This window comes from Enterococcus sp. S22(2020) (genome assembly GCF_020295385.1).
Classification (GTDB): domain Bacteria; phylum Bacillota; class Bacilli; order Lactobacillales; family Enterococcaceae; genus Enterococcus_L; species Enterococcus_L dunnyi.
Genome location: NZ_JACFUD010000001.1, coordinates 94612 through 112142, shown reverse-complemented (window position 1 = coordinate 112142; position 17531 = coordinate 94612). Strand labels below are relative to the sequence as shown.

General features: G+C 38.4%; 17 protein-coding genes. 16 read left to right on the top strand and 1 reads right to left on the bottom strand.

Features of this window, described 5'->3' with window-relative positions:
- Positions 1-278 precede the first annotated feature (278 nt).
- The 13 genes from atpB to H3T55_RS00425 all read left to right on the top strand — a co-directional run bounded on the left by atpB (position 279) and on the right by H3T55_RS00425 (position 11785).
- The gene (gene atpB / locus H3T55_RS00485; RefSeq protein WP_069664116.1) at positions 279-995 is read left to right on the top strand and encodes a F0F1 ATP synthase subunit A; all 717 of its coding nucleotides are present in this window, start codon (positions 279-281) and stop codon (positions 993-995) included.
- A gap of 35 nt (positions 996-1030) precedes the next feature.
- Entirely contained in the window at positions 1031-1252 is a 222-nt protein-coding gene (atpE, locus tag H3T55_RS00480) for a F0F1 ATP synthase subunit C (RefSeq protein ID WP_086331600.1), read from the top strand.
- A 625-nt stretch (positions 1253-1877) separates the two neighbouring features.
- The gene (gene atpF / locus H3T55_RS00475) at positions 1878-2405 is read left to right on the top strand and encodes a F0F1 ATP synthase subunit B (protein ID WP_087639743.1); all 528 of its coding nucleotides are present in this window, start codon (positions 1878-1880) and stop codon (positions 2403-2405) included.
- The gene (atpH, locus tag H3T55_RS00470; protein WP_087639744.1) at positions 2392-2934 is read left to right on the top strand and encodes an ATP synthase F1 subunit delta; all 543 of its coding nucleotides are present in this window, start codon (positions 2392-2394) and stop codon (positions 2932-2934) included. The genes atpF and atpH overlap by 14 nt, the downstream gene beginning before the upstream one ends.
- Before the next feature lie 28 nt (positions 2935-2962).
- Positions 2963-4519 carry a F0F1 ATP synthase subunit alpha gene (gene atpA, locus H3T55_RS00465; protein WP_225533157.1) on the top strand — a complete coding sequence of 519 codons (1557 nt, stop codon included), beginning with the start codon at positions 2963-2965 and terminating at the stop codon, positions 4517-4519.
- 15 nt (positions 4520-4534) lie between these two features.
- Positions 4535-5452: a F0F1 ATP synthase subunit gamma gene (locus H3T55_RS00460; protein WP_087639746.1), complete on the top strand. Its 918-nt coding sequence runs from the start codon at positions 4535-4537 to the stop codon at positions 5450-5452.
- A 161-nt stretch (positions 5453-5613) separates the two neighbouring features.
- Positions 5614-7020, top strand: a complete 1407-nt coding sequence (gene atpD, locus H3T55_RS00455) for a F0F1 ATP synthase subunit beta (protein ID WP_087639747.1) — start codon at positions 5614-5616, stop codon at positions 7018-7020.
- Between the two features lie 15 nt (positions 7021-7035).
- Positions 7036-7455: a F0F1 ATP synthase subunit epsilon gene (locus H3T55_RS00450; RefSeq protein ID WP_087639748.1), complete on the top strand. Its 420-nt coding sequence runs from the start codon at positions 7036-7038 to the stop codon at positions 7453-7455.
- Positions 7456-8255: 800 nt separating this feature from the next.
- A complete protein-coding gene (locus H3T55_RS00445) occupies positions 8256-8492 on the top strand; it encodes a DUF1146 family protein (RefSeq protein ID WP_087639749.1) in 237 nt (78 codons plus the stop codon).
- A gap of 105 nt (positions 8493-8597) precedes the next feature.
- The gene (gene murA, locus H3T55_RS00440) at positions 8598-9896 is read left to right on the top strand and encodes a UDP-N-acetylglucosamine 1-carboxyvinyltransferase (RefSeq protein WP_087639750.1); all 1299 of its coding nucleotides are present in this window, start codon (positions 8598-8600) and stop codon (positions 9894-9896) included.
- A 14-nt stretch (positions 9897-9910) separates the two neighbouring features.
- Positions 9911-10090 (top strand): DNA-directed RNA polymerase subunit beta, encoded by a 180-nt coding sequence (locus tag H3T55_RS00435; protein WP_087639751.1) that lies wholly within the window; start codon positions 9911-9913, stop codon positions 10088-10090.
- Positions 10091-10251: 161 nt separating this feature from the next.
- A complete protein-coding gene (locus tag H3T55_RS00430; protein ID WP_087639752.1) occupies positions 10252-10614 on the top strand; it encodes a PTS glucitol/sorbitol transporter subunit IIA in 363 nt (120 codons plus the stop codon).
- Positions 10615-10618: 4 nt separating this feature from the next.
- Complete coding sequence (locus tag H3T55_RS00425) at positions 10619-11785, top strand: AI-2E family transporter (protein WP_225533158.1); 1167 nt, start codon at positions 10619-10621, stop codon at positions 11783-11785.
- A 181-nt stretch (positions 11786-11966) separates the two neighbouring features.
- On the opposite strand, the gene H3T55_RS00420 is transcribed toward H3T55_RS00425, so the two are convergent.
- Positions 11967-12587, bottom strand: a complete 621-nt coding sequence (locus tag H3T55_RS00420; protein ID WP_087639754.1) for an FMN-dependent NADH-azoreductase — start codon at positions 12585-12587, stop codon at positions 11967-11969.
- 406 nt (positions 12588-12993) lie between these two features.
- Here H3T55_RS00420 and licT point away from each other — a divergent pair, with 406 nt between their 5' ends.
- The 3 genes from licT to H3T55_RS00405 all read left to right on the top strand — a co-directional run bounded on the left by licT (position 12994) and on the right by H3T55_RS00405 (position 17517).
- Positions 12994-13833, top strand: a complete 840-nt coding sequence (gene licT / locus H3T55_RS00415) for a BglG family transcription antiterminator LicT (protein ID WP_087639755.1) — start codon at positions 12994-12996, stop codon at positions 13831-13833.
- Positions 13834-14063: 230 nt separating this feature from the next.
- Entirely contained in the window at positions 14064-15935 is a 1872-nt protein-coding gene (locus H3T55_RS00410; protein WP_225533159.1) for a beta-glucoside-specific PTS transporter subunit IIABC, read from the top strand.
- 133 nt (positions 15936-16068) lie between these two features.
- Entirely contained in the window at positions 16069-17517 is a 1449-nt protein-coding gene (locus H3T55_RS00405; protein WP_225533160.1) for a glycoside hydrolase family 1 protein, read from the top strand.
- Positions 17518-17531 lie beyond the last annotated feature (14 nt).

The window sequence follows — 17531 nt, the reverse complement described above, 5'->3', positions numbered from 1 at the left end:
TTTTTCGCATATTTCATTTCTTTGCTTTATCTTATGCGGAAAATTTGATAGAGTGTAAGGGCACTGATGAGTTTTCATCGTTTTTTCAGTAACTCGTCTTCATGCCGTCAGATACCATTAGGACCCTATTCTTTTAATCTTTTGTCAGATCAAAAGAAGTGTCTTATTTTCATAGATTTTTTTTGATATTATTCATTGATGGTGGTATGATACGTGTGATTAAAAAAGAGAAGCAAAGGACGCTTCTTATAAGTTTGTTGGAAAAGAGGTGAAATAAGTTGGAAGAGAAGACACTACTCTTCAAAATTGGGCCGATTTGGTTTGATGGCACCATTTGTTTAATGGTACTGTTGACATGTGTCATTGTCTTTGGGATCGTTTATTTCTGCACAAGAAACCTTCAAATGAAACCAAAAGGCAAGCAAAATGTGATTGAGTATCTCATTGATTTTGTTCGGGGGATCATTACCGACAATATGCCAAGTAAAGAAGTATCGAATTTTCACCTACTTTCATTTACAATGTTTATGTTTGTCTTGGTTGCCAATATTATTGGCCTGGTGACAAAAGTTGTGATTGGTGATTATACGTATTGGAAGAGCCCAACGGCCGATCCATTAGTTACCTTGACCTTAGCATTGATCATGATCGTATTGACTCATTTCTTTAGTGTGAGTCGATTTGGATTGAAAGGTTATTTTAAAAATAGCTTTTTGAGTCCAGTAGCATTTTTGATGCCGATCAAGATCATGGAAGAATTTACGAACTTATTAACATTGGCATTACGTCTATACGGTAATATTTTTGCCGGAGAGGTTTTACTGGGATTGATCGCAAGTATTGTTTCAAGTACAGGTCTGTGGGCAATTCCCTTAGCGATACCGCTAGAGATGATCTGGCTGGCATTCTCAATATTTATCGGAGCGATCCAAGCATTTATCTTTGTTACATTATCAATGGTTTACATGGCTCATAAAGTTGAAGTCGAAGAATAAATAATAAAAACAATCATTTTTAGGAGGAAAACAACATGGATGGATTAAATTATATCGCAGCTGCAATCGCAGTTTTCGGAGCAGCAATCGGGGCAGCATATGGTAACGGAAAGGTTATCTCTAAAACACTTGAATCAATGACACGCCAACCAGAAATGGCTGGCCAATTAAGAACAACAATGTTTATCGGGGTAGCTTTAATCGAGGCGGTTCCAATTCTAGGTGTAGTTATTGCATTGTTATTAGTGTTCAAATAATTTCTTAGAAGGCAGGGCGCACAAAGTTTGAGAGAATGCGTGCTGCTTTCTTTGCTGCGAAACACTGTGACTGGCTGCTTTAGCAGACAGAACAGATGATGAGCAGTACTTGGCGAGCGAAAGTGAGCGAAGTCACCAAACTACTGAATCACTGTAATTGGTTGCTTTAGCAGACAGAACAGATGTTGAGCAGTACTTGGCGAACGAAAGTGAGCGAAGTCACCAAACTACTGAATCACTGTGATTGGTTGCTTTAGCAGACAGGACAGATGATGAGCAGCACTTGGCGAACGAAGGTAAGCGAAGTCACCAAACTAGGACTCACAGCGATTGCTAAATCAAAACTATTGTTGAGTTGTCCTTGGTAAGCAAAGTAGCCTCACTAGAATTCACCTACCGTTTTCCAAGATACAATTAGGAATCAGAAAGCTTAGAACTACGAACAAATAAAAAGTATGGGACTAAGCAGCTGACGAATAAAACGATAATAACTATTTATTAATAACAAAAGTACAAATGAGCTATTAATAAAATTCAATAAAATGTGTTTTAGGTAAAGTGCAAGTCAGTTTAAAGTAAAACACAATCACCACCGAGAATTGCAGAGAAAGGAAGTTGATACTTCATGCTGAACCATTTAGTTATCGGCGAAGCGACCCCGAGTACAACACTTGGAACCATGATCGTCGTAAGTGGTGCTTTCCTTATTTTGATGCTTCTGATCAAGAAGTTTGCCTGGGAAGCAATCACCGAAATGTTGAAAAAACGTGAAGATAAAATTGCCAACGATTTAGATTCTGCAGAACAATCTCGACTAGCAGCAGCTAAGATGGAAGAAGAACGTCATGCAAAATTACTTTCTTCTAAATCCGAAGCAGCAGAAATCATCAAAGATGCGAAAGAGAGTGGAGATCAGAACCGCCAAAAAATCTTAACAGAAACCAATAATGAAGTCTCACGTTTAAGAGAAAAAGCACGTCAAGATATTTCTCAAGAACATGATGAAGCGTTAGCTTCTGTAAAGGATGAAGTAGCGAGCCTATCTTTACAAATTGCAGAGAAAATTTTAAATAGAGAATTGACGCCAGATGCTCATGAAGCATTGATCGATTCCTATATTGAAGGCTTAGGTAAGTCAGATGAAGTTAGATAAATATACAGTAGGTAAACGTTACGGCAAAGCTTTGTTCGAGTTGGCAATTGAAAAGCAAGAAGCCGATGATGTTTATCATGATTTACTAACGTTAAGGGAAATTTTCCATGAAGTTCCTGATTTAGGTGAGATTTTAAGCGATGCTCGTCTTGAACCTTATGAAAAAGATGAGATCATGAATCAGTTGATCCGCGGATTTGATGGGACAATGAAAAACTTTTTGTACGTGGTTTATAATTACTCACGTATGAATGATCTGTTATTGATGATCGATGAGTATGAACGTAGATATGATGAGCATAAGAGTCTTTTACTTGGAACCGTGTTAACGGCTGTTCCTTTATCAAAAGAACAACATCAACGGATGGAAGAAAAAGCCGCAGCACTTTTAGGCTACGAACAAGCAAATCTGATCAATCTGATCGAGCCGGCAATCATTGGCGGTGTCGTGATCGAAGCGAATCATAAAGTAATAGACGGCAGTATCCAAAAACAACTAGAACGAATCCAAGAATTGTTAGTAAAATAACGTTCAGCACAATAAAGAGGTGAATTGAATGGCTATCAAAGCAGAAGAAATCAGTGCCTTGATTAAGGAACAAATCAAGAATTATCAACAAGAATTAGCAGTTGAAGAAGTTGGGACTGTCACATATGTCGGTGATGGGATCGCCCGTGCACACGGCTTAGAAAATGCGATGAGCGGAGAATTAGTTGAATTTTCCAATGGCTCATATGGAATGGCGCAAAACTTGGAAACAAATGATGTCGGTATCATTATTCTAGGTGATTTTGAAACCATTCGTGAAGGGGATAAAGTAACACGTACTGGAAAAATCATGGAAGTTCCTGTTGGAGAAGCAATGATCGGTCGTGTCGTTAATCCTTTAGGTCAGCCGATCGATGGGCTGGGTGAAATCAAAACAGATAAAACACGTCCTGTTGAAGCAGCAGCTCCAGGCGTTATGCAAAGAAAATCCGTTAATGAACCAATGCAGACAGGACTAAAAGCGATCGATGCGCTTGTACCGATCGGCCGCGGTCAGCGTGAGTTAGTCATTGGTGACCGTAAAACTGGGAAAACATCGATTGCGATCGATACGATCATCAACCAAAAAGGGCAAGATGTTATCTGTATCTATGTTGCGATCGGTCAAAAAGAATCTACAGTTCGTAACCAAGTCGAAACCTTGAGAAAATTTGGTGCACTTGATTATACGATCGTTGTCACTGCAGGTGCTTCTCAACCAGCACCATTATTATATATTGCGCCTTATGCAGGTGCTGCTATGGGTGAAGAGTTTATGTACAACGGCAAGCATGTGTTGATCATTTTTGATGATTTATCTAAACAAGCTGTTGCTTACCGTGAACTTTCTTTACTATTACGCCGTCCGCCAGGTCGGGAAGCTTATCCTGGGGATGTTTTCTACCTACATTCACGTTTATTAGAACGTGCAGCTAAATTAAGTGATGAATTAGGCGGCGGTTCAATGACCGCTTTACCGTTTGTAGAAACACAAGCGGGAGATATCTCTGCTTATATTCCAACAAACGTAATTTCGATCACAGATGGTCAAATCTTCTTAGAAAGCGATTTGTTCTATGCTGGGACTCGTCCAGCCGTAGATGCGGGTCTTTCCGTTTCACGTGTTGGTGGTTCAGCACAAATCAAAGCAATGAAAAAAGTTGCCGGAACACTTCGTTTAGATTTAGCCAGCTATCGTGAGTTAGAAGCCTTTACTCAATTTGGTTCTGATTTAGACGCGGCGACACAAGCAAAATTAAACCGTGGCCGTCGAACAGTCGAAATCTTGAAGCAAAAATTACATGCACCATTAGCAGTGGAAAAACAAGTCGTGATTTTATACGCGCTGACTCGCGGATTTTTAGATAGTATCAGTGTTGCAAAAATCTTAGATTTTGAATCAGAATTATTTGATTATTTAGATGGTAAACATCCAGAAATTTTTGAAACCATTCGAACAACCAAAGACCTTCCAGAGTCAAAAGATTTAGATGCTGCAATAAATGAATACAAAGAAATCTTCAGCGCTGCTAATTCTGAGGGTTCAACAGCAAAAGATACCCTTGAATCCATTCAAAACGCATAAGAGAGGTGACAGGAAATGGGTGCTTCATTAAATGAAATCAAACAACGCATAGCTTCTACTAAAAAAACCAGTCAAATCACAAATGCGATGCAGATGGTTTCAGGAGCAAAGCTGACGAAATCAGAAGCGGCTTCTAGAAGCTTTCAAGAATATGCGTCCAAAATCCGTTCGATCGTTACTCATCTTGTTGCATCACAGTTGAATGACCTTGATGATCTAGACAACTTTGATTCTGAAGATTCTTCGGATCTGAACTATCATGCGATGTTAAAAGCACGTCCAGTGAAAAAGACTGGCTACATCGTTATCACCTCTGATAAAGGATTAGTTGGTGGTTATAATAGTTCGATCTTAAAACAAACGATGAAAATGATGAGTGATGATCACGACTCACAAGAAGAATTTGTTTTGATCGCAATTGGCGGAACTGGAGCTGATTTTTTCAAGGCTCGCGGCATCAATGTTGCGTATGAATTGCGCGGACTGACTGATCAACCAACATTTGATGAGGTCAGAAAAATCGTTTCAGCAGCAACATCAATGTATGAAAACGAAGTTTTTGATGAATTATATGTTTGTTATAATCACCATATCAATTCACTGACAAGCCAATTTCGAGTAGAAAAGATGCTGCCGATTTCAGATTTAGATCCGGAAGAAGCAACAACTTATGAGCAAGAATATATATTGGAACCTTCAAAAGAAGCGATCCTTGATAATTTATTGCCTCAATATGCGGAAAGCTTGATTTATGGAGCCATTATCGATGCCAAAACAGCTGAACATGCTGCTGGTATGACTGCTATGAAAACGGCAACGGATAATGCTCAAAATATTATTAGTGATTTAACGATTTCATATAACCGAGCTCGACAAGGAGCAATCACTCAAGAAATCACAGAGATCGTGGCTGGTGCAGCAGCACTAGAATAAGTAGGATGAAACACTATCTCTATAAACGGTATAAAACTATCAGGCGCTTCGACAGTTCACATAAGCTAAATAGCCAAAAAGCGGCTAGTTATCATGTGCTCCAACTGCTCTTGCCAAAGTGATAGTTTCATGACCTCTATAAACGAAACGGAGGAAAAGACATGAGTTCAGGAAAGATTGTTGAAGTTATTGGTCCCGTTGTCGACGTGGAATTTTCACTAGATCAATCCTTACCAGATATCAATAATGCATTAGTCGTTTATAAAAACGGCGAACAAAAACAAAAAGTTGTATTAGAAGTTGCTTTGGAATTGGGCGATGGTGTTATCCGTTCGATCGCTATGGAATCAACAGATGGTCTGCAACGTGGAATGGAAGTTATCGACACAGGTAAACCAATTTCAGTTCCTGTAGGAAAAGAAACATTAGGACGTGTGTTTAATGTGTTAGGTGACACTATAGATTTGGAAGCACCATTCCCTGAAGAAGCAGAACGTAGCGGTATTCATAAAAAAGCGCCTGCTTTTGATGAACTTAGCACAAGTAATGAAATTTTGGAAACTGGGATCAAAGTAATCGATTTGTTGGCTCCTTATTTAAAAGGGGGGAAAGTTGGCCTTTTCGGGGGTGCCGGAGTAGGTAAAACCGTCTTGATCCAAGAATTGATCCACAATATTGCCCAAGAACATGGCGGTATTTCAGTATTTACGGGTGTAGGTGAACGAACTCGTGAAGGGAACGACCTTTATTTTGAGATGAAAGATTCCGGTGTTATTGAAAAAACAGCGATGGTGTTTGGACAAATGAACGAGCCGCCAGGTGCACGGATGCGTGTAGCACTGACCGGTTTAACGATCGCTGAGTATTTCCGTGACGTGGAAGGACAAGACGTATTGTTGTTTATCGACAATATTTTCCGTTTCACACAAGCGGGTTCAGAAGTGTCTGCCTTGTTAGGCCGGATGCCGTCAGCTGTAGGATATCAACCAACGTTAGCTACTGAAATGGGTCAATTGCAAGAACGTATTACCTCAACTAAAAAGGGTTCTATTACATCTATCCAAGCGATTTATGTGCCAGCCGATGACTATACTGACCCGGCTCCAGCAACTGCTTTCGCCCATTTGGATGCAACAACCAACTTAGAACGTCGTTTGACGGAGCAAGGAATCTACCCTGCGGTTGATCCGTTGGCTTCTTCATCGAGTGCCTTAGCGCCGGAAGTTGTTGGTGAAGAGCATTATGCAGTTGCAACAGAAGTGCAGCATGTGCTTCAACGTTATCGTGAATTGCAAGATATCATCGCTATTTTAGGGATGGATGAATTATCTGATCAAGAAAAAATCTTGGTAGGACGCGCACGTCGAATTCAATTCTTCTTATCACAAAACTTCAATGTAGCAGAACAGTTCACTGGTCAGCCAGGTTCTTATGTGCCAGTTGCTGAAACCGTTAGAGGATTTAGAGAAATTCTTGATGGAAAATATGATGATCTACCAGAAGAAGCATTCCGTAGCGTCGGCAAGATCGAAGACGTCATTGAAAAAGCGAAAACGTTGAATTACTAGAAGGAGGGAACACAGATGGACTGTTTAACTGTAAATGTGGTTACTCCTAATGGTTTAGTTTATGATCACCGAGCAACGATCGTTGTGGCTAAAACGACGGATGGTGAGATCGGTATTTTGCCAAAACATGCGCCGATCATTGTTCCTTTAGCGATAGATGAGGTTCGTGTGAAAAGAACAGATTCCGACACTCACGTCGATTGGATCGCAGTAAATGGCGGTATCATGGAAGTTCGTGATGACGTTATCTCGATCATCGCAGATAGTGCGGAACGTGAACGAGACATTGACGTTAGCCGTGCTGAGAGAGCAAAACAGCGTGCTGAACGAATGATCCAAGAAGCGAAAGAAAATGCTAATACAGATGAATTGCGCCGAGCAACAGTTGCTTTACATCGAGCGATCAATCGGATCAATGTATCTAAACATACGTAATAGCATATTCTTCATTAAGAATAAAGGTCTGGGATAAAACTGTTTTCTAGTTTTGTCTCAGACTTTTTCTTGTTTTAAAAGTATACATAGATTTGAGAGATAAAAAGTAATTAATTAAAAAATAAGAAACATTATTTTTTGTTTTTGCTGATTTGTGATAAACTGGTTTTATGTTACTTAGTTAGAGAGATACATATTATTAAAAAATAAAGTTAGTGATGAACATTTTTTGTGGGAAAAAGCTCGATATCTCTCGAGAAAGAGATAAAACCTGAATGAGGTAAAAGCGCCTCAGGCATGTTTTTCTATTTTTCAGTCAGAGCTGAATGAGACTGTTCCGCTTTTGCTGAGAATCACAACGAAAGTATTTAAGTTGATGATGAACAGTACAAGACTTTCGTAAGAAAGTGTTGATCATTATTGTTATCTAGCTACACAGGCTAGCTCTTCGGAAAAAAGATAAATATTGAGTGAGTCAGAGAGCGCCTCAATCAATATTTCCTATTTTTCTGTCAGAGCTGGGCAAGCCTGTTCCGCTTTTATTGTTATCCAGCTGCACAAATCAATCCTTAGGAAAATAGATAAATTGCCAGTGAGACAAAAAGCGTCTCAAAGTCAATTTCCTAATTTTCTACAGGATTAAGCGATTTGTTCCGCTTTTATCGTTATCTAGCTGCATGAGCCAGTCTCTCGAGAAAAAGATAAAACCTGAATGTGGCCAAAAGCGCCTCAGTCATGTTTTCCTATTTTCTAGTCGAGACTAAACGGGCTCATTCCGCTTTTAATTTAAGGAGTATATTATGCAATTTTATGGAATCGATGCGTTGATTCGGATCATTTGTCACATGCTGTTTATTTATGTAAGTTTTTGGGCAATGCAGTCTATTCGGATCGAGCAGTTTTTTAAAGCGCATTTGACGAATCAGGTGCGTTTGCTGATTGTGTTATTTTCAATTGTGATCGGTTATACAGTCAGTTCATTCTTCTTAGAATTTATTGCGTTGTGCCGTAATTTATTCATAGTATTTTTCCAATAAGAATGAAGAATGAAAAGAAAAGGTACTATTTTTTATAAAATAGTGGTATAATAGAAAAGATTTTGGATCGAGACGTCCAATTCTAATTTTTTTGGGGGGAACAAAATGGAACAAATTATTGTTCATGGTGGTAACCAATTAAAAGGAACTGTGAAGATCGAAGGGGCTAAAAATGCAGTATTACCTATTTTAGCAGCGACCCTATTAGCAGAAGAAGGAACAACGACATTAAATAATGTACCGATTCTTTCTGATGTATTTACAATGAACCAAGTAATTAAACATTTAAATGTAGATATTGATTTCAATGAAGAATTAAACCAAGTTAAAATAGATGCGACTCAACCGTTAGGCATTGAAGCAAATTATGAATATGTTAGCCAAATGAGAGCATCGATCGTCGTTATGGGGCCATTATTGGCTCGTAATGGGCATGCTAAAGTAGCAATGCCTGGTGGCTGTGCCATCGGTAAACGCCCAATTGATTTACATTTAAAAGGATTTCAAGCATTGGGTGCGACGATCATCCAGAAAAATGGATATATTGAAGCCATTGCTGAAGAATTAACAGGAAACACGATTTATTTAGATTTTCCAAGTGTTGGTGCAACACAAAATATCATGATGGCGGCTGTTAAAGCAAAAGGTACTACGATCATCGAAAACGTGGCTAGAGAACCTGAAATCGTTGATTTAGCTAATGTCCTTAATAAAATGGGTGCGAAAATCATTGGTGCTGGGACTGAAACGATGCGTATCGAAGGCGTTGAAAAACTTCATGCTGTTGAACATTCGATCGTCCAAGACCGTATTGAAGCAGGTACTTTCATGGTAGCTGCGGCAATGACACAAGGGGATGTACTGATCGAAGAAGCTATTCCGGAACACAACCGTCCGTTGATTTCTAAATTGACTGAAATGGGTGCTGTGATTCGTGAAGAAAGAGGCGGTTTACGTGTTGTTGGTCCTAAAGTGATCAAACCAACTGATGTTAAAACTTTACCTCATCCAGGTTTCCCAACAGATATGCAAGCACAAATGACAGCGATGCAAATGGTAGCGGATGGCTCAAGTGTTATCACTGAAACTGTTTTTGAAAATCGTTTCCAACATCTTGAAGAAATGCAACGTATGAATGCAGACGTGAAGATCGATGGAAATGTTGCTATCATCAATGGGACACAACGCTTACAAGGAGCTGCTGTCGAAGCAACAGATTTACGTGCAGCTGCAGCATTGATTTTAGTTGGTTTACGTGCTGAAGGGATCACTCGTGTCTCTCATCTAGAGTATCTAGACCGCGGTTATTATAAATTCCATGAAAAACTTCAAAAACTTGGAGCAAAAGTGGAACGTGTCAATGACGAAAAAGTTGTTGAAAAAAATCTATCTGCAATTCTTTAAAAGGGGAAAAAAATATGAGTTCGACACGCTATATAATAGTGACTTTGTTGAAAGTCTTAGTTGTGATTTCTTTAGTGATCATTTTATTTGTTGCCGGTACGATGATCGGTTACGGTGTGATCGGTGGAGGAAATCCTAAAGATGTATTTAAAGAAGAAATTTGGGCTCATATTCTAGACTTTTTTAAATCTTGATAATGAATCACTACAAACGTTTTGTTTGTGGTGATTTTTTTTCGTTTTAGATAAAAAGTGATAAGAAAATAAGAATCGTGTTTTAGTTCAAAATAGTGATTTAGAAAAAATGTTCTATGTTATAATTAAAAGTGAATACTAGATGAAGGGAAGATTATGTGATGAAAGCAATAGTTACCGAAATTGGTGCAAAAGCCTTGGATGAAAAAGAACCAATGATCATTCTATTTGGTGAAAGTGCCACAGAAGGACTAAAAGAATATTCCGTAATTCAAAAATTTCAAGAAACACGATCATTGAAAATGAAAGAAGGAGACCGACTAAAAATTGACGAACAGGAATACACGATTCGTTATGTGGGGTCATATGCGAATGAAAATTTAAACAGCATTGCCCATGTCACTTTAGTTTTTACTGATATACCCGAGGAAGATCCGATTGTCAATGGTTTATATCTTGATCCAACAACCCTTCCGAAGATTCAGATTGGTACAACAATTGACTATGTGTCTTCTGGAGTGTGATTAAATGAAAAATGAAAAGGTCAAAGAAAAACGCCTTTCGTGGTTTTGGCGTTGGTTCTTGAATAATCAGGTGGTCACAGCTTTATTGATCGTATTGCTGATTTTATTGATCATTTTGGTTTTTACTAAGGTTTCCTACCTATTTACACCAGTCTGGCAATTTATTGGTGTCGTCGGCCTACCATTGATCATGGCAGGTATCTTGTATTATTTAATGAATCCAGTGGTTGATTTCTTAGAAAAGAAGCAGATTCCAAGGATTTGGAGCATCATTGGCTTGTTTATTATCGTTGTTGCATTGATCATTTGGGGATTAGTTGTAATTGTTCCAAAAATACAAGAGCAAACCATTAGCTTTGCAAATCATTTCCCTCAATATATCGAAACGATCGATAAAAAGATGCAGGAAATTTTAAGTGATCCGCTTTTCGCGCAATTCCGTACACAGTTAGAGGATATGGGGGATAAATTGACTAATTCATTAGGAGATGTGATCCGCAATATCTCTACGTTTACCGTTCAAGGATTAGGAAGTTTTGTGGGCGCTGTAGCAACTGTCTTTGTGGCAATCGTTACGATGCCATTCATTTTGTTCTATCTTCTAAAGGACGGCAAACAGTTGGCACCTTATCTTATGAAATTTTTACCGAATAAAATGCGTAAGCCAACATTGAGGGTCTTGAGTGAAGTGAATGAACAAGTGTCATCTTATATTCGCGGGCAGTTGACGGTTGCGTTCGCAGTTGCGGTGATGTTCATTATAGGGTTTTCGGTCATCGGGCTTGATTATGCGATCACGTTAGGGATCACAGCTGGATTTTTGAATTTGATTCCATATCTTGGTTCATTTTTAGCAATGATTCCGGCTATATTTTTGGGGATCGTAGGCGGTCCTGTTCTGTTAGTAAAAGTTTTGGTCGTTTTTGTTATTGAACAAACGATCGAGGGTCGTGTGATTTCACCGCTTGTTTTAGGTAGTCAGCTGGATATTCATCCAGTAACGATTTTAGTGGTTTTATTGACCTCTGGGAAGCTTTTTGGTGTGGTAGGAGTGATTTTAGGTATTCCAGTCTATGCTGCGGCCAAAGTTATCATTACCCATATTTTTGAGTGGTATAAAGATGTATCAAGTTTGTATCATGAAGAAGAGGGACAAAATCAAGAAGAATAAAAGAAGAGGCTGAGATAAAAGTGTTTAGCTCCGAGAACCAAGTAGGTACTGTGCAGCATCAACTCATTCTTCGTTGTGTTTTAAAGCAATAAGAAGGGGCTGCTTTTTTCTCGCCGTTTATTCGAATTTAGAGCGTGGGACAAAACTGATTTTTAGTTTTGTCCCACGCTCTTCTTTTATTTTAAAAAGTTTTACCTAAAGTCGTTGCTTGGTTCATTGCTGTTTCTAATAATTCTTCTGCTCTATCTGGGAAATGGTCGATTCCTTCAATAAATAATTGATCGACTTGAGAAACTCCGATGAAGTTTAAGATCCCTTTAACATATTGTGACGCGAAATCTTGTCCTTCATAAAAGCCGCCATTTGATTGGATGTGTAGAGCTTTTTTACCTTCTGTTAAAGGTTTTGGTCCTTCTTCAGTATATTTGAACGTTTTGCCGGCAACGTTGATCGTATCGACCCATGCTTTCAAACGAGTAGGTACGTTTAAGTTCCATAAGGCATTTGCAATAACAACTTTATCAGCAGCTAAGAATTGATCAGTCAACTCGTTGAAACGTGCTACTTTTGATTGTTGGCTTTCGTTTAAAGCTGTAAATTCTGTACCAGTACGTAATGCTCCCCAACCAGATAATAATTCTTCATCGATTTCAGGAACATAATCAGCATAAACATCAAGAACATCGATTTCATCCGCTGGATTTTCTGATTTATAGCTTTCTAAAAAAGTTTCTAATGCACGTACAGAACGTGATTCTTCTTTTGTAAGCGGGTGTGCTTTGACAACTAATAATTTTGACATATAAAATCTCCTTTAAATACCTAAGTATCTTTATTTGTAAACAAGACTTATTTTACTAATAAAAAGTAAGAAAATCAATGTTTTTGCGAAAATTATATAAAAATTGTTTGTATATGATTTTTTGAAAAAAAACATCGAGTGTTTGAGCAGCCATAAATCTTTATTTTGTGGATGATCTCTTTTGGAGTCATATTCTTAGATGGAACATCGCATTTTTTATTCGATTCTAAAAAAATTCTCAATTCCTTTTTTGAAAAGGGTTGCATCTATTTTAAAATAATGGTATGCTAAGCATGCATTAAGGATTGTTACTGTTCGGCAGGCAAAACCAGAATCTTCCATAAGTTTGTAGTAGTGGGTGGATTCTAGGTTTTTTTCATTTGTATTTGTAAAAGTGAGGTTCATCATGTATATTGAAAAAATTTTAAACAACAATGTCGTTATGACAAAAAATGAATCAGGTGAAGAAATTGTCTGTATGGGCCGTGGATTAGCATTTCAAAAAAAAGTTGGAGACTTGATCGATCCAACCTTTATTGAAAAAGAGTTTGTTCTAAAAGATTCTGTTACCTCAGGACAATTTCAGCAATTATTTGCAGATATTCCTATGGAGGAAGTCGAGGTCGTTAAAAAGATCGTTGATATGGCAGAAGCTGACTTAGGGATCGAGCTCTCTTCAAATATCTACTTAACGTTGACGGATCATATCCATTATGCGATCATGCGGGCAAAAGAAGGATTGGAGATGCCCAATCCATTGATGTTTGAGACGAAAAAGTTTTATCCTAAAGAGTTTGCGATCGCTAAAAAAGGTGTAGAGTTGATCAAAGAGAAATTAGCTGTTGATTTTTCTGAGAGTGAAGCAGGATTCATTGCTTTTCATATCGTCAACAGTGAACAAGCAAACGGAAATATGGAAGTGACCATGTCAGCTACTGAGATGGTACGGGATATCTTGACGATCATTAGCCGTTACTTTGGGAAACCATTTGACGAAGATTCCTTGAATTATCAACGAATCGTGACACATCTGCAGTATTTTGCACAACGCTATCTGCAAAATGAAGCGCACGATGAAGAAGATGATTTTCTCTATGAATTGATTCAAAGTAAGTATCCGAAAGCATTTCAATCGGTACAAAGAATCAATGATTATCTAGTTAAGACATATCAAAAGCCGATCGATAAGGCTGAACAAATTTATCTAACCATACATATCCAACGAGTGGTTGGAGATAAAAAGTAGTTTCATCAAAGACATTCAATCATAGCGGATTGTTACTGATTAGCAGGCAAAACCTAGATTGAAAAAACAAAGGATTCATCTATACGTATCTTTTCTTTATGTATAGGCGAGTATTGTTTTTTCAGTTTAGGTTTTTTTATATAAAAAAATCAAAAATATGGACGGTTCTCTTTTCATTTAATGAGAAAGAGCACTTAGCCTGATAAAAATAAGCAAGGGAGAAAATGATTATGAGTAAAAATCAAGAAATCGCTGAACGCGTGTTATCGATGGTTGGCGGAGAAGAGAATGTAAATAGCGTTGTACACTGTGCGACTCGTTTACGTTTCAAATTGAAAGACGAGGAGAAAGCAGCGACTGATAAGCTAAATCAAGATCCAGATGTCATTCAAGTCGTTAGAAGCGGCGGACAATATCAAGTCGTTATCGGAAGTCATGTTAGTGATGTTTATAAGGAATTGATGGCTCATAGTGGTTTAGGGGACAATAGTGATTCTAAAGATGAAGGACCTAAAGGAAATATCTTTAATCAATTGATCGATATTATTTCTTCTATCTTTACACCATTTTTAGGTGCAATGGCAGGAGCTGGGGTCTTAAAAGGATTCTTGACTTTAGCGCTCACATTGAATTGGTTGACAGCAGAATCTGGTGTCTATGTAGTGCTTTTTTCTATCGCTGATGGTATTTTTACGTTCTTACCGATTCTTCTAGCATTCACGGCGGCGAAGAAATTTAAGACAAATGAATTTTTGGCAGTCTGTTTAGCGATGGCGTTAGTTCATCCAAGTATTTCGGCACTAGCAGGTAATACTTTGAGCTTTGCTGGAATTCCAGTGATTATCGGTGCAAGTGCGTATACGTCTTCAGTTATTCCAATTATTTTGGCTGTGTTCGTACAAAGCTATGTTGAACGATTTTTCAAAAAAGTTATTCCATCATTCTTGCAAATTATCTGTGTTCCATTGGCAGTTTTCTTGGTAATGGCGCCAGTAACATTTATTGCGATCGGTCCGATCGGTACAATTTTAGGTGATCTATTAGGTAAAGGCTACAATGGTATTTATGGTTTTAGTCCAATTATTGCAGGTGCTGTAATGGGTGGTTTATGGCAAGTATTCGTAATGTTTGGGATGCACTGGGGCTTTGTGCCGATCATGATGCTAAACTTATCTGAAGCAGGCGGTGGTGTTGATACAATGGCGCCAATGTTATTACCAGCTGTTTTAGCACAGGGTGGTGCAGCTTTAGCCGTGTTCTTCATGACAAAGAATGTAAAATTGAAAGGTTTAGCATTATCATCTGCAATGACTTCTGTCTTTGGGATTACTGAGCCAACTGTTTATGGTGTAACGCTTCCTTTGAAAAAACCATTTATTGCCGCTTGTATCGGTGGTGCGATCGGCGGTGCATATATTGGTTTTAGTCATGTTCAAAACTTTGTCTTTGGGTTGATCAGCTTGTTGAGCTTACCAGGATTTATTCCGCAAGAAACAAAAGATACATCAGGTATGATCGCAGCGATCATCGGAACGGCTATCGCCTTTGTAGTTGCCTTTGTTCTAACATTTATCTTGAGATTTGATGACAAAGTTGAAGCAGCTGGAACACAAGAAACAAAAGAAAGTCAAACAGCTGCAAAAGGTGATAAAATTGTTTTATCCAGTCCATTAACGGGTGCAATCGTTCCTTTAGAGAAAGTAGAAGATCAAGTGTTTTCATCTGGCGCTTTAGGGAAAGGAATTGCAGTTGAACCAACAGTCGGTGAACTTTATGCTCCGGCAGATGGAGAAATCACTACGTTGTTCCCAACAGGGCATGCAGTTGGTATTACTACCACTGATGGAGCGGAAGTGCTGATGCATATTGGCATGGACACTGTTGAAATGGATGGTGACGGCTTTGAAATACTTGCAAAACAAGGGGATAAAGTGAAACAAGGTGATTTATTGATCAAATTTGATATCGATAAAATCAAAGAAGCTGGACATCCAGTTGTTACGCCGATCGTTGTAACAAATAGTGCTGATTTTCTTGATGTATTAGATATGAACCAAACAGAAGTGCTTCATGGTGAAGACTTCCTGGCAGTGGTTCGTTAAAAAGATTTTTGGCTATTTGAAGTAGTATCAAGGAAAACCGGATAAAAATAGAGTCAAGCTGAAAGCGGCTCTATTTTTTCTAACGAGGATCAAATGGGCTTGTCAGGCTTATAAATTTAAGGAGGAAGATTATATGTCAAACAAAACTACTGCATTTCCAAAGGGATTTTTATGGGGCGGTGCAACAGCAGCGAATCAGTTAGAAGGAGCCTATCTTTCAGATGGTAAAGGATTATCTGTTGCAGATGCGATGCCTGGTGGCAAGCAGCGTTTTCAAGTGTTAGGCAGTGATACCTTTAATTGGGAGATCGATGAGGATAAATATATTTACCCAAATCATCGTGGCATCGATCATTATCACCGCTATAAAGAAGATATCGCACTATTTGCAAAAATGGGGTTCAAATGTTATCGCTTTTCTATCGCTTGGGCTAGAATTTTTCCTAAAGGAGACGAGTCTACGCCAAATGAAGCTGGCTTGAAGTTTTATGATCAAGTGATCGAAGAATGTTTGAAGCATGGGATTGAGCCTGTTGTGACTATTTCTCACTACGAAATGCCATTACATTTAGCTAAAGAGTATGGCGGCTGGAAGAACCGTAAGTTGATCGATTTCTTTGAAACATATGCAACGGTCGTATTGAATCGTTATGGTAAAAAAGTAAAATATTGGATGACCTTCAATGAGATCAACTCTGCTTTCCATTTTCCAGCACTTAGCCAGGGAATGGTCAAAGCGACTGGAGCCGGCGATTATCAAAATGTTTTCCAAGCATGGCATAATCAGTTTGTAGCAAGTGCTAAAGCAGTGAAAATCGGACACGAAATCAATCCAGATATGCAAATCGGATGTATGATCATTTATGCAACTACTTACAGTATCGATGCTAATCCTGTCAATCAAATGGCGACCTTAGCTCAAAATCAGGAATTCAACTTCTATTGTACGGATGCACAAGTTCGCGGTGAATATCCTGCTTATCAACAACGTATGTTTGAAAAATATGGTGTTTCTGCATTAGAAATGGGCGCAGATGACTTGGAATTGATGAAGAAATATACAGTAGACTATATTGGTTTCAGTTACTATATGTCATCAGCAGTCAATGAGACAGCTGAAGAAGAAGACACAGTGATTGGAAACTTACTAGGTGGTGTACGTAATCCATTCTTAGAAGCAAGTGAATGGGGCTGGCAAATCGATCCAGAAGGCTTGAGAATTGCATTGAATGAATTGTATGACCGTTACCAAAAACCACTATTTATCGTTGAAAATGGCTTAGGAGCGATCGATAAGGTTGACGAAAACTTCTATGTAGAAGATGATTATCGTATCGATTATCTGCGTCGCCATATTGAAGCGATGTCTGATGCAATAAAAGATGGTGTTGATCTAATGGGCTATACGCCTTGGGGATGTATTGATCTTGTTAGTGCATCGACGGGTGAAATGAGCAAACGTTATGGCTTTATTTATGTAGATTTAGATGATAATGGCGAAGGAACATTGAATCGCTATGAGAAAAAATCGTTCAACTGGTATAAAAAAGTCATTGAAACAAATGGTCAGGATCTAAATTGATACTCTTGCAGCTG

Coding starts and splice junctions, on each gene's coding strand:
- H3T55_RS00460 (WP_087639746.1), top strand. CDS start 4,535: ATGGGTGCTTCATTAAATGAAATCAAACAACGCATAGCTTCTACTAAA.
- H3T55_RS00435 (WP_087639751.1), top strand. CDS start 9,911: ATGAGTTCGACACGCTATATAATAGTGACTTTGTTGAAAGTCTTAGTT.
- atpD (WP_087639747.1), top strand. CDS start 5,614: ATGAGTTCAGGAAAGATTGTTGAAGTTATTGGTCCCGTTGTCGACGTG.
- licT (WP_087639755.1), top strand. CDS start 12,994: ATGTATATTGAAAAAATTTTAAACAACAATGTCGTTATGACAAAAAAT.
- H3T55_RS00420 (WP_087639754.1), bottom strand. CDS start 12,587: ATGTCAAAATTATTAGTTGTCAAAGCACACCCGCTTACAAAAGAAGAA.
- H3T55_RS00430 (WP_087639752.1), top strand. CDS start 10,252: ATGAAAGCAATAGTTACCGAAATTGGTGCAAAAGCCTTGGATGAAAAA.
- atpE (WP_086331600.1), top strand. CDS start 1,031: ATGGATGGATTAAATTATATCGCAGCTGCAATCGCAGTTTTCGGAGCA.
- atpA (WP_225533157.1), top strand. CDS start 2,963: ATGGCTATCAAAGCAGAAGAAATCAGTGCCTTGATTAAGGAACAAATC.
- H3T55_RS00445 (WP_087639749.1), top strand. CDS start 8,256: ATGCAATTTTATGGAATCGATGCGTTGATTCGGATCATTTGTCACATG.
- H3T55_RS00405 (WP_225533160.1), top strand. CDS start 16,069: ATGTCAAACAAAACTACTGCATTTCCAAAGGGATTTTTATGGGGCGGT.
- atpF (WP_087639743.1), top strand. CDS start 1,878: ATGCTGAACCATTTAGTTATCGGCGAAGCGACCCCGAGTACAACACTT.
- H3T55_RS00425 (WP_225533158.1), top strand. CDS start 10,619: ATGAAAAATGAAAAGGTCAAAGAAAAACGCCTTTCGTGGTTTTGGCGT.
- atpH (WP_087639744.1), top strand. CDS start 2,392: ATGAAGTTAGATAAATATACAGTAGGTAAACGTTACGGCAAAGCTTTG.
- murA (WP_087639750.1), top strand. CDS start 8,598: ATGGAACAAATTATTGTTCATGGTGGTAACCAATTAAAAGGAACTGTG.
- H3T55_RS00450 (WP_087639748.1), top strand. CDS start 7,036: ATGGACTGTTTAACTGTAAATGTGGTTACTCCTAATGGTTTAGTTTAT.
- H3T55_RS00410 (WP_225533159.1), top strand. CDS start 14,064: ATGAGTAAAAATCAAGAAATCGCTGAACGCGTGTTATCGATGGTTGGC.